This window comes from Pseudomonas nitroreducens, from assembly GCF_014204515.1.
GTDB classification, from domain to species: Bacteria; Pseudomonadota; Gammaproteobacteria; order Pseudomonadales; family Pseudomonadaceae; genus Pseudomonas; species Pseudomonas nitritireducens_A.
The window spans coordinates 303,682-315,392 of the sequence record NZ_JACHLI010000004.1 but is presented as its reverse complement, the minus strand read 5'-3'; the positions used below and the strand labels follow the sequence as shown (position 1 = coordinate 315,392).

At 66.8% G+C, this 11,711-nt stretch carries 12 protein-coding genes; 5 read left to right on the top strand and 7 right to left on the bottom strand.

The window, feature by feature from the left end; all coding sequences use genetic code 11:
- Nucleotides 1-13: 13 nt before the first annotated feature.
- Together HNP46_RS07990 and HNP46_RS07985 are read right to left on the bottom strand one after the other, a co-directional pair.
- Nucleotides 14-334, bottom strand: coding sequence for a transcriptional repressor (locus HNP46_RS07990; RefSeq protein ID WP_221454752.1), 321 nt, complete (start codon nucleotides 332-334; stop codon nucleotides 14-16).
- The gene (locus tag HNP46_RS07985) at nucleotides 331-951 is read right to left on the bottom strand and encodes a hypothetical protein (protein ID WP_184587518.1); all 621 of its coding nucleotides are present in this window, start codon (nucleotides 949-951) and stop codon (nucleotides 331-333) included. Before HNP46_RS07985 ends, HNP46_RS07990 begins: the two co-directional genes overlap by 4 nt.
- A 297-nt stretch (nucleotides 952-1,248) precedes the next feature.
- Here HNP46_RS07985 and HNP46_RS07980 point away from each other — a divergent pair, with 297 nt between their 5' ends.
- The 3 genes from HNP46_RS07980 to HNP46_RS07970 are packed head-to-tail and all read left to right on the top strand — an operon-like array spanning nucleotide 1,249 to nucleotide 3,274.
- Entirely contained in the window at nucleotides 1,249-2,433 is a 1,185-nt protein-coding gene (locus HNP46_RS07980) for a PepSY-associated TM helix domain-containing protein (protein WP_184587517.1), read from the top strand.
- Entirely contained in the window at nucleotides 2,430-2,954 is a 525-nt protein-coding gene (locus HNP46_RS07975; RefSeq protein WP_184587516.1) for a thiamine pyrophosphate-binding protein, read from the top strand. The genes HNP46_RS07980 and HNP46_RS07975 overlap by 4 nt, the downstream gene beginning before the upstream one ends.
- A complete protein-coding gene (locus tag HNP46_RS07970) occupies nucleotides 2,951-3,274 on the top strand; it encodes a hypothetical protein (protein WP_184587515.1) in 324 nt (107 codons plus the stop codon). Before HNP46_RS07975 ends, HNP46_RS07970 begins: the two co-directional genes overlap by 4 nt.
- 348 nt (nucleotides 3,275-3,622) lie before the next feature.
- On the opposite strand, the gene recJ is transcribed toward HNP46_RS07970, so the two are convergent.
- The 3 genes from recJ to HNP46_RS07955 form a co-directional block, all read right to left on the bottom strand.
- Nucleotides 3,623-5,338 (bottom strand): single-stranded-DNA-specific exonuclease RecJ, encoded by a 1,716-nt coding sequence (recJ, locus tag HNP46_RS07965; RefSeq protein WP_184587514.1) that lies wholly within the window; start codon nucleotides 5,336-5,338, stop codon nucleotides 3,623-3,625.
- Between the two features lie 68 nt (nucleotides 5,339-5,406).
- A complete protein-coding gene (locus HNP46_RS07960) occupies nucleotides 5,407-5,946 on the bottom strand; it encodes a YaeQ family protein (RefSeq protein WP_184587513.1) in 540 nt (179 codons plus the stop codon).
- Between the two features lie 61 nt (nucleotides 5,947-6,007).
- Entirely contained in the window at nucleotides 6,008-7,186 is a 1,179-nt protein-coding gene (locus HNP46_RS07955) for a GGDEF domain-containing protein (RefSeq protein WP_184587512.1), read from the bottom strand.
- 258 nt (nucleotides 7,187-7,444) lie between these two features.
- Between HNP46_RS07955 and HNP46_RS07950 the strand changes: the two genes are divergently transcribed.
- The gene (locus HNP46_RS07950; RefSeq protein WP_184587511.1) at nucleotides 7,445-8,644 is read left to right on the top strand and encodes a CaiB/BaiF CoA transferase family protein; all 1,200 of its coding nucleotides are present in this window, start codon (nucleotides 7,445-7,447) and stop codon (nucleotides 8,642-8,644) included.
- Between the two features lie 175 nt (nucleotides 8,645-8,819).
- Here HNP46_RS07950 and HNP46_RS07945 read toward each other — a convergent pair whose 3' ends face one another.
- On the bottom strand, nucleotides 8,820-9,506 hold the full coding sequence (locus tag HNP46_RS07945; RefSeq protein ID WP_184587510.1) for a GntR family transcriptional regulator: 687 nt from the start codon (nucleotides 9,504-9,506) through the stop codon (nucleotides 8,820-8,822).
- A gap of 72 nt (nucleotides 9,507-9,578) precedes the next feature.
- Entirely contained in the window at nucleotides 9,579-10,313 is a 735-nt protein-coding gene (locus HNP46_RS07940) for an SDR family NAD(P)-dependent oxidoreductase (RefSeq protein ID WP_184587509.1), read from the bottom strand.
- A gap of 334 nt (nucleotides 10,314-10,647) precedes the next feature.
- Here HNP46_RS07940 and HNP46_RS07935 point away from each other — a divergent pair, with 334 nt between their 5' ends.
- The gene (locus tag HNP46_RS07935; RefSeq protein WP_184587508.1) at nucleotides 10,648-11,676 is read left to right on the top strand and encodes an ABC transporter substrate-binding protein; all 1,029 of its coding nucleotides are present in this window, start codon (nucleotides 10,648-10,650) and stop codon (nucleotides 11,674-11,676) included.
- Nucleotides 11,677-11,711 lie beyond the last annotated feature (35 nt).

Genomic DNA, 11,711 nt, shown 5'->3' with positions numbered 1-11,711 from the left:
TACATCCTTGCTGTCAGTGCAACTCGCTCGATTTGCCCATGGCCGCCACCGCTCCGGGTGCCAGGCTGTAACGCTTGTTCTCGTCGCGTTCGAGCAGGCCGGAGAGGTGCAGACGGCGCAGGGTCTGGCTGACGCAGCTGAGGGAGATCGGCAGGCCCGGCTCCTCCAGGAAGGCGTGCAGCTCCACCGCGGTGGCCTTGCGGCAGATCACCAGCGCATCGAGGATGTTCAGCCGCGGCAGGCTGCTGCGCAGGCCGGCGTGCTCCAGCAGTTGCCGGGCCGGGCGTGGCAGGCGCGGGCGCTGCGGGGTGCTGACTTTGATGGCTGCTCTCATTGGCGCACCTCGAAGGACAGGGTGGAAACGTGGATGACGCTGTCATAGCGCTTGCCGTCGATGCTGGCGCCGCCGTTGACCTGGGCCGACACCTCCAGCACGTAGCGCGCCGGGAACGGCGTGGTCAGGGTCACGGTGCCGTCGGCCGCCGGCTTCAGGCTGCGGGTCCACTGCTCGGAGGTGTACACGTTGACCTGCGAGGCCGGCACCACGGTGCCCTTCCAGTGCAGGGCGAAGGTATTGCCGCCGGGCGTGGTGGGCACCAGTTCCAGGTCATTCTGCGCCCGGGTCTCGCTGCGCCCTTCGCGGGCCTGATAGATGGTCAGGGTGCTGCCTTCGGCGCGCTGGGCGGCCACGCGCAGGTCGCCCGGCGGCGGGCTGGCGATGTCGAAGGACTCCACCGCGGCCTTCAGCGGCTCGCTCCTGCCTTCGCCCAGCACCAGGTGGGGATTCTGCAGCTGGGCCACCGGCAGGTGCTCGCCGGGCTGCAGCTCGCTGAAATAGCTTTTCGCGCCCTGCCCGGCGCCGCGTTCCAGCCACAGATAGTCCGCGTGGGCCAGCGGCGCACAGAGCAGTGCGACGGCCAGCAGGGCGGGCTGGCGAAGGGAAACAGTCATGCGGGTTCTCCTTGTAGGGGCGCTTGGAAAAACGTCGTCCGCATCCGTTGCGAATCGATCGCTTTCACATAACAAGACGGATGAGCCGCGAAAAACACGCACTGAAAATGTGTAAAGAAATCGAAAAGGTGCGGAAATCGTCGCCGAAACATTTGTTTGCAACTGCAGATGGCCGGTTTTTCCGTTTCATCCGTCCTTATTGCTAGAACACCGCTGCTCCTTGGTGTCCTGGCGCCTCGCCGGTCTCATCCGGCGGGGGCTTTTTCCTTGTCCTTCTTTTTGTGGCCGTGATTCCCCATGTCCAAGAAATCCCGTTCCAGGCTCTGGTTCCTGGTCCACAGCTGGCTGGCGCTGCCGATCTGGTTCTTCGTGTTCCTGGTGTGCATCACCGGCACCCTGGCCACGGTGAGCCAGGAGATCGTCTGGCTGGTCGACCCGGCGGTACGCGCCAATGCCCCGGATGGCGACGCCCAGCGCCTGGGCTATGACCAGGTGCTGGCCGCCGTCGCCGAGCAACAGCCGCAGGCCGCCGTGCACATGCTCAGCGCGCCGAGCGAATCGCACTTCGCCCTGCTGGCGCGGGTGACCTACCCGGACAGTTCCTCTGCCGCGCTCTACGTGAACCCCTATACCGGGGTCATCCAGGGCAAGGTGCCGCTGTTCGACTTCCGCCAGTTCACCCGCGCGCTGCACGGCTGGTGGCTGGTGCCCTTCACCCACGGCTTCAGCTGGGGCTGGTACCTGGTGTCGCTGCTGGGCCTGCCGATGCTGGCGTCGCTGGTCACCGGCCTGGTGGTGTACAAGCGCTTCTGGCGCGGCTTCCTCAAGCCGACCCTGCGCCTGCGCCAGGGCGCACGCATCTTCTGGGGCGACGTGCACCGGCTGATGGGCATCTGGTCGATCTGGTTCATCGCGGTCATCTCCATCACCGGCACCTGGTTCCTGATCCAGGCGGTGCTCTACGACAACAGCATCTCGATCTCCAGCGAGGGCGTGCCAACCATCATCCAGCGCGACAGCATTGCGCTGAGCGCCGACGGCAAGGCGCCGCCGCGCATCGGCCTGGACGCCGCCGTGCTCGCCGCTCAGCAGCGTATTCCCGGCCTGGAGCCGACCTTCTTCCGCCTGCCCGCCAGCGCCTACGATCCGGTGACCATCTTCGGCAAGGCCTGGTACCCGCTGATGTTCGAAAGCGCCCAGGTGAACCCCTATGACGGCAGCGTGGCCGCGACGCGCCTGCTGGGCGACCGCTCGGGGCTGGAGTTCGTCACCGAGTCCATGCGCCCGCTGCACACCGGCGATTTCGGCGGCGTCTGGGTCAAGCTGATCTGGTTCGTGTTCGGCCTAATCCTCAGCATGATGGTGCTCAGCGGCCTGATGATCTGGAGCAAGCGCACCCTGATCGCCACCGCCAAGGAACTGAAGAAGCAGAAAGCCCGCGAACGGATCAGCGTCGCGGCCACCCCGGAGGCCAGCCAATGAGCGGCAACAGCAAGCTGCGCCGCCAGTGGCTGCGCTGGCGTTTCCACCTCAGCGCCCTGCTGGTGCTGATCCCCCTGGGCTTCATGCCGCACTACTTCCACGAGGCGAAGCTCGACCGTGGACTGCGCGGCCTGGGCGAGCGCGACATCGGCGCGGTGGAGATCGGGCCCTGGACCGCGCGCATGGCCGAATGGGAAGTGGGCGAGCCGGAAGACGAAGGCCGCGCCGGCTTCGTCAAGGCGTTTACCCTGGCGCTGTGCGACAGCTGTTATCCCCAGGTGAAGGCCGCCTACCTGCGCATCGGCCAACCGCGCAGCCTGCGCGCCGCCGGTGGGCTGTTCGCCGGCACGCCGCACCAGCAGTTCGCCGAAGTCACCATCCCGGCCCGAGTCACTCCGGCGGATGCACTGTGGCTGACCGTGGAAGGCTGGGACGGCGCCGTGCACCAGGCGCAGATTCCCCTGGACAAGGCCTCGCCCTCCCTCGTGGCCTGGCTGGAAAAGACCCGGAGCAACCGATGAAAGCGATCCTTCAGTACAGCGCCTTGCTGGCGAGCCTTGCCGCCAGCGCCAGTGCCCTGGCCCACGCGCCCTTCTGCGAATGCACCGCGCTGGACGCCGAGACCATCCGCTGCGTCGGCGGCTTCACCGACGGCAGTGCAGCGCCCGGCGTGACCCTGGACGTGATCAGCGCGGCGGACAATAAGGTGCTGCAGCCCGGCAAGCTGGGCGCGGACTCCAGCCTGACCTTCAAGCGCCCGAGCGAGGACTTCTACATCCTCTTCGACGTCGGGCCGGGGTACATGGTCGAGGTCGAGCCGAGCGAGATCAAAGGTATCTGAGTGGCGCTGAGGGATAGATCGACGCGCCCCGACAGGGAAACTCAACATCATTTCCTTGGTTGGAATTCGACCGTAGGAGCGGATTTATCCGCGATGTCTTCCCGCCGCTGCGGGCCTATCGCGGACGGAGTCCGCTCCTACGAATCCCTCCGACGTCGGGGCCGAATTGCAGAGCGCGCCGTGCGCGCGATCGCGGGCATGGCCCGCTCCTGCTGGGGGTGCGCATTCATATCCGTGGTTGCGGTCGGTCCGTAGGAGCGGATTCATCCGCGATGTCTTCCCGCCGCTGCGGACCTATCGCGGACGGAGTCCGCTCCTACGAAACCAGCCAGCGACGGCGCCGAAGCATCAGCGCGGCGCGATATGCGCCACCATCAGCTGCACCGTCTCGTTGCCGCGGAATTCGTTGACGTCCAGCTTGTAGGCCACTTCCGCCCAGCGCACGGTGGGGTTCGGCCAGATCTCGCGGTCGATGTTGAAGGCGATGGCGTCCAGCTGCAGCGAGCCGCACTCGGTCTTGAGCACCAGCTTCAGGTGACGCTCGCCGACCACGCGCTGCTGGATGATCTGGAAGATGCCGTGGAACAGCGGCTCGGGGAAATGCTGGCCCCAGGGGCCGGCCTGGCGCAGGGCGCGGGCCAGTTCCAGGTGGAATTCCTCGGCGCCCAGCTGGCCGTCGGACAGCAGGCGGCCGGTGAGGTCCTGTTCATCCAGCTGGCGACGCACTTCGGCGTCGAAGGCAGCGGCGAAGGCACCGAAGTTTTCCTGCGGCAGCGACAGGCCGGCAGCCATGGCGTGGCCACCGAACTTGCTGATCAGCCCGGTATGGCGTGCGGCCACGGCGTCCAGCGCATCGCGGATATGGAAGCCCGGCACCGAACGCGCCGAACCCTTGAGCGTGCCGTCGCCGGCATCGGCGAAGGCGATGGTCGGGCGGTGGTAACGCTCCTTCAGGCGCGAGGCGAGGATGCCGATCACGCCCTGGTGCCATTCCGGGTCGAACAGGCACAGGCCGAAGGGCATCTCCTCCACCGGCAGTTCCTTGAGCTGGGCCAGCGCCTCGCGCTGCATGCCCTGCTCGATGGCCTTGCGGTCCTGGTTGAGCTGGTCGAGCTGCACCGCCATGTCGCGGGCGACGGCGTCGTCCTCGCAGAGCAGCAGCTCGATCCCCAGGGACATGTCGTCCAGGCGGCCGGCGGCATTCAGCCGTGGGCCGAGGATGAAGCCCAGGTCCGTGGAAGTGATCCGCCGGCAATCGCGTCCGGCCACTTCCAGCAGCGCACGCAGGCCCGGACGGGCGCGGCCGGCGCGGATGCGCGCAAGCCCCTGGTGCACCAGGATGCGGTTGTTGGCGTCCAGCGGCACCACGTCGGCGACGCTGCCCAGGGACACCAGGTCGAGCAGTTCGGCGAGGTTCGGCTCGGCGATGCCGCGGGCGGCGAACCAGCCGCGCTCACGCAGGCGGGCGCGCAGGGCGAGCATCACGTAGAAGATCACGCCGACACCGGCCATGGCCTTGCTGGGGAACTCGCAGCCGGGCTGGTTCGGGTTGACGATGGCATCGGCGGCGGGCAGTTCCGCCCCCGGCAGGTGGTGGTCGGTGACCAGCACGCGCAGGCCGGCAGCCTTGGCAGCAGCGACGCCGTCGATGCTGGAGATGCCGTTGTCCACGGTGACCAGCAGTTCCGGACGCTTTTCCAGCGCCACGGCGACGATTTCCGGGGTCAGGCCGTAGCCGTACTCGAAGCGGTTGGGTACCAGGTAATCGACCCAGGCGGCGCCGAGCATGCGCAGCGCCAGCACACCGACGCTGCTGGCGGTGGCACCGTCGGCGTCGAAGTCGCCGACGTAGAGAATCCGCTGGCCCTTCTCCAGCGCGTCGACCAGCAGCTCCACCGCCGCGTCCACGCCCTTGAGCTGCTGGTACGGGATCAGCCGCGCCAGGCCCTTGTCCAGCTCTTCGGCACTCTGTACGCCACGGGCGGCGTAGAGACGGGTCAGCAGCGGCGGCAGGTCGCCCAGGTTGGGCAGGGTGTCCGGGAGCGGGCGGGATTCGATGCGCATGGGTGTTCCAGTTGTTTCGTCTCAGGCGCCGATCCCGACGCCCTGGTTACAGCGGGTCGATCTGATACTTATCGCTCGCCCATCAGCCATTCGACCTGCAGCTCGTGCTGGCCGCGTTCGTCGGTGACGAAGAGGGTCCCTTCGCTGATCATCACGGTCCAGTTGATCGAACGCGGCAGGTCACGGGAGACCTCCTCCAGCGCTTCCTGGGGCATGGCGACGACGTTGAGGTTCTTCAGGTGGCGCACGCTGTCGAGCACCTTGGTGGTCCACACGCGCAGGTTGCCGTAGGCCACCAGGGTCAGCTTCTCGCAGCGGCGCGAGCACCAGGTCAGGCGGTCGGCGTCGGGCTGGCCTACTTCGATCCAGTGCAGGACACGGTCGTCCAGGCTCTTTTCCCAGAGCGACGGCTCTTCCACGTCCGACAGACCGCGACCGAAAGCCAGCTGCTCGTTGTACCAGATGACGTAGGCCAGCAGGCGCACCGCCAGGCGCTCCTCGGTTTCCGAGGGATGGCGGGCGACGGTGAAGCGCAGGGTCTCGTAGACCCCACGGTCGAGGTCGGTCAGGCTGATATCGGCTTTGTAGGTCGTGGAGGGCTGAGCCATGAAGGTTCCCGGCGAATTTTCGAAGGCGGCAAGTCTACCGCGAAAGCACCGGCTCGGCTGATCAAGAACGCGGACGTCGGTCGGTTCCCGGCTCCGGCGCGGCCAGTTCGATGCGGTTGCGGCCCTTGGCCTTGGCGGCGTAGAGCGCCTGGTCGGCCAGCGACAGCAGGCGCAGCAGGTCGTGCCCGGCCTCGCGGGTGGTGGCAATACCGATGCTGACGCTGAGCTGGCCCTCGGCCATGAACGGCAGCTCGGCGAACTCGCGGCGCACCCGCTCGGCCACCTGGCAGGCGCCCTCGGTGTCGGCGGCCACCAGCAGGCAGGCGAACTCCTCGCCGCCGATGCGGGCGAACTGGTCGTGCTTGCGCATCCGCGAGGCGGTAATCCGGCTGAACTCCACCAGCACGCGGTCACCGGCCGGGTGGCCGAAGGAATCGTTGAGGCGCTTGAAGTTGTCCAGGTCGCAGAGCAGCAGCGACGCCTGCTCGCCGCGCTCGACACACAGGCGCAGCAGGCGCTCGCCGGTCTCCATGAAGGCGCGGCGGTTGCCCACGCCGGTCAACGGATCGCTCAGGGCGGCGCTGCGGAATTGCAGCTCGGCGCGCTCCTTGACCATCGCCAGGGTGGCGAAGGCGATGCCGATGGCGAACAGCATGGTCTCGAAGACCAGGAAGGTGAAGAAGGTCGAGCCCTGGCCATTGTCCGCCACGCTCTGGAACGGCATGCCACGGTCCACCGCCAGGCGCACGCCGTAGACCAGGGTATGCAAAAGCAGCAGGGCCAGGGTCGGACGCAGCTCCACTTCCAGCTTGAGACGGCTGCGCCAGAGTTCGGCGATGGACGCCAGGCAATAGACGATGGTGATCGCCGTGCTGACCAGCACCCGCGCGGCGAGGGACTCATAGAAGGCCGGGATCAGGCAGAGCACCGCCCAGAATGCCGCCCCTGCGCCGATCAACGGCCAGTTCGGCTTGCGCCCGGCGAACACGCGCATGGCGGTCCAGGTCAGCGCCGAGCACAGGTGCAGGACGACGTTGCCCAGCAGGATCGCCACCCAGTCGATGCCCATGCCGCGCAGGGTCGCGAGGAAGGTGCCGATGGCGCCCAGCAGCAGCGCGGCGCTCATGTAGCCCAGGGTCGGATCGCGGCGGCCGCTGTGCCAGGCGAAAGCCATCAGCACCCCGACCAGGGTCAGTACATAGAGGTCGACGACAACCAGCGTCGGCAAATGCAACGTCATGCAGCCCCCTCGCCCGCTGTCTGCGCGCATTCCGCGGGGAATGCCGCAAGGACGCCGGACTGCTGGAGGGATGACGAACACATGACGGTTTACCTGCCCGAAAGCGAGCGAACTGAAGTGAGAATAGTCTGACTGTCGCTACTCTACGCGCGCTCAGGGCCGGCGCAAAGCACAGGAGTCCGACGTCTGCCCGGCGGCCTGTTCGAAGCGGCGCACAAGCGTTAGAGTCCGGCGATTCCTCTCTGATCGGACAGCGCGATGAACAGCACCGCCAAACCCCTCGCCGGCCTCAAGGTCATCGAACTGGGCACCCTGATCGCCGGGCCCTTCGCCTCGCGCCTGTGCGCGGAGTTCGGTGCCGAGGTGATCAAGGTCGAATCGCCCGATGGCGGCGACCCGCTGCGCAAGTGGCGCAAGCTCTACGAGGGCACCTCGCTGTGGTGGTTCGTGCAGGCGCGCAACAAGCGCTCGCTGACCCTGAACCTCAAGCACGAGTCCGGCCGCGAGGTGCTGAAGAAGCTGCTGGCCGAAGCCGACATCCTGATCGAGAACTTCCGCCCCGGCGTGCTGGAGAAGCTCGGCCTGGGCTGGGACGTGATCCACGCGCTGAACCCGCAGCTGGTGATGGTGCGTCTGTCCGGCTTCGGCCAGAGCGGCCCCTACAAGGACCAGCCGGGCTTCGGCGCGGTGGGCGAGTCAATGGGCGGGCTGCGCTACATCACCGGCTTCGAGGACCGCCCGCCGGTGCGTACCGGCATCTCCATCGGCGACTCCATCGCCGCGCTGTGGGGCGTGATCGGCGCGCTGATGGCGCTGCGGCACCGCGAGGTGAACGGCGGCGCCGGCCAGGTGGTGGACGTGGCGCTCTACGAGGCGGTGTTCGCCATGATGGAATCCATGGTCCCGGAATTCGACGTGTTCGGCTTCATCCGCGAGCGCACCGGCAACATCATGCCCGGCATCACCCCCTCCTCCGTGCACACCACCGCCGACGGCAAGCACGTGCAGATCGCCGCCAATGGCGATGCCATCTTCCGCCGCTTCATGACCGCCATCGGCCGCCTCGACCTGGCCGAAGACCCGACCCTGGCCAGCAACGACGGCCGCGATGCCCGCCGCGACGAGCTGTACGGCATCATCGACCGCTGGGCGCGCTCCGAATCGCTGGATACGGTGCTCAAGGTGCTCAATGAAGCCGAAGTGCCGGCCAGCCGCATTTTCTCCGCCGAGGACATGTTCAGCGACCCGCAATTCCTCGCCCGCGAGATGTTCCTCTCGGCCAAGCTGCCGGACGGCAAATCCTTCCGCATGCCGGGGATCGTGCCCAAGCTCTCCGACACCCCCGGCAGCGCCGAGTGGATCGGGCCAAAGCTGGGTGAGCACACCGATGAGGTGCTGGCCGGACTGGGCTACGACGCAGCGGCCATCGCGGCGCTGCGCCAGGAAGGCGCGGTCTGAATCCGCGCTCTTCGTAGGAGCGGAGCTTCTCCGCGAAATCCCGGCGCAGGCCGGGACTCGAGAGCCGGCCTGATGGCCGGATCGCGGATAAATCCGCTCCTACCAATGCCACCAAGACTCCAGCGCCTGGCCTGCGATCGCGCGCATGGCGCGCTCCTGCAAAAAGCACTGAGGCTCAGCCCGCTTCCTGCTCCGGCTCCTCGGTCTGGGCGATGAACTCCAGCATCTTCTCGCTGCCATCCAGCAGGTCGGCGTGGATCGCTTCGCGTGCGCCTGGGCCGTTGCGTTCGCGCAGGGCGCGCAGGACGTCCCAGTGGTGCTCGATGGCCATGCGCTCGCTGAAGTCGGCGTAGGCCTGGGCGATCAGCGGGCCGGTGCGCATCCACAGGCTGTCGAGGAAGGCGCGCAGCAGCGGCATGCCGGCAATGTCGGCGAGGGCGAAATGGAAGGCCTGGTTGAGCTTTAGCGCCAGGACCATGTCATCGGCGTGGATGGCGTCGAGGTTCTCGCGGATGTTGGCTTCCAACTCGTCCAGTTGCCCGTCGCTGGCGCGTTCGGCGGCGGTCTCGGCGGCCAGGCCTTCGAGCGCCACGCGGATGCTGCGGATTTCCAGGTACTGCTCGCGGCTGAGCAGCGGCACGCGGATGTCGCGCGGCGTCTTGAGTACCAGCGCCTGCTCCTTGGCCAGTTGCAGGATGGCGTCGCGCACCGGGGTGACGCTGGTGCCCAGTTGCTGGGCCAGGTCGCGGATGCGCAGGCGGTCGTCCGGCTTGAAGCGGCCGGTGACCAGCGCCTCGCGCAGCAGCGCGTAGACACCGCTGCCGAGGTAGGAGTGATTCAGGCCATCGATCGGGTAGTTCATCGCTTTCTCATCGCGTGCGGCGGCATTTCCGCCGCGCATGATGCGCATCGAGCGCGGCAGATGCCAGCGGGATCACACATGCTGGCCGCCGTTGACGTGGATTTCCGCGCCATTCACGTAGGACGCGCCGCTGGTGCAGAGGAAGTGGATCAGCGAGGCGACCTCCTCCGGCTTGCCCAGGCGGTGCATGGGAATGTCGCGCTCGACGATCAGCTCGGTGCCCGAGGACAGGATGGCCGTGTCGATCTCCCCCGGCGCGATGGCGTTGACCCGCACACCGTGGGGGCCGAAGTCGTGGGCCATCTCGCGGGTCAGCGCCGCCAGCGCGGCCTTCGAGCAGGCGTAGGCGGCACCGGCGAACGGATGCACGCGGGAGCCGGCGATGGAAGTGACGTTGATCACCGAGCCCTTGGCCGCCTTCAGCTCGTCGAACAGCCCGCGCGCCAGCAAGGCGGTGGAGAACAGGTTGACGTTGAACACCTTGAGCCAGGTGGCGTAGTCGCTGCCCAGCACGCCCAGGCGTTCGCCTTCCGGGCCCTTGGGCGAAATGCCGGCGTTGTTCACCAGCGCGTGTAGGCTGCCGCCGAGCTTCTCGCGGATCAGCGGCAGGTTGGCCTGCACGCTGTCGATGTCTTCCAGGTCCAGGTGGATGTGGTTGATCAGGCCTTCGGCCCAGGGACATTCGGCGCTCCAGTCCTGGCGCGAAGCGGTGAACACGCGCCAGCCGGCGGCGTTGAAGTGCTTCACCGTGGCGTGGCCGATGCCGCGGCTGGCGCCGGTGAGCAGCAGGGTGCGGGTCTGGTTCATGGGCTTCCCTCTCTATCTGCGAGGCGCCGATCGGGATCGCCGATCCGGGCGCGCAATCTGTGAACATCCGTGGAGCGATGGCGCCAATAAAAACATGATGCATCATGTTTTGGAAGATGTTTTAATCGCCTCAGCTTGGTCCTACAACGAGCTATCCGAACAACAACAAGAAACGGAGCACCTTCCCATGAACGACCACACCTGTTCCGCCCGTTCCTCTCCCTGATGTCCGAGGGCGAGCCAGTCGGCCTGTCAGCTCGGCCCGCTGCAACGCCCCACTCTTGAAGCTGCCCTCTTATTCATGGGCCGGATTGGCCCGCTCAGGAGTCATCGCATGTTCAAGAAAGCCATAGCACTGATGATGCTGGCCGGCGGCGCCGCCCAGCTCCACGCCGAGACACTGACCGTGGTGTCCTTCGGTGGCGACAACAAGGTGGCCCAGGAAAAGGCCTTCTACAAACCCTTCGAGCAGCAGGCCAAGGTCACAGTGCAGGGCGCCGAGTACAACGGCGAGATGGCCAAGATCAAGGTCATGGCCGACACCGGCAAGACCAGCTGGGACGTGGTCGAAGTGGAATCCCCGGAACTGATGCGCGGTTGCAGCGAAGGCCTGTTCGAGCAGCTCGACTGGTCGAAGCTGGGCAAGCGCGAGGACTTCCTCGACGCCGCTGTCAGCGACTGTGGCGTGGGCATCTTCATCTGGTCCACGGTGCTCACCTACGACGCCAAGAAACTCGCCAGTGCGCCCAGCGGCTGGGCCGATTTCTGGGACGTGAAGAAATTCCCCGGCAAGCGCGGCCTGCGCCGTGGCGCCAAGTTCACCCTGGAATTCGCCCTGGAAGCCGATGGCGTGAAGCAGGCCGACCTGTACAAGGTGCTGGGCACCAAGGAAGGCGTCGACCGTGCGTTCAAGAAGCTCGACGAGATCAAGCCCTACATCCAGTGGTGGGAAGCCGGCGCGCAACCGCTGCAGTGGCTGGCCGCCGGTGACGTGGTGATGACCAGCGCCTACAACGGCCGCGTCGCCACCGCGCAGAAGGAAGGCCGCGACTTCGCCATGCAGTGGAACGGCAGCATCTACGACCTGGACCACTGGGCCATCGTCAAGGGCAGCCCGAAGAAGGAGCTCTCCGAGCAGTTCATCGCGCTGGCCAACATGCCCGAGCACCAGAAGGTCTTCGCCGAGAGCATTCCCTACGGTCCGACCAACAAGAACACCATCCCGCTGATCGACCCGGCCATCGCGCCGAAGCTGCCCACCGCGCCGCAGAACCTGGAGAACGCGCGCGCCATGGACACCGAGTTCTGGATCGACCACGGCGAGGAACTGGAACAACGCTTCAACGCCTGGGCCAGCAAGTAACTCGACGACCGCCCGGCCTGCGCCGGGCGGTCTCA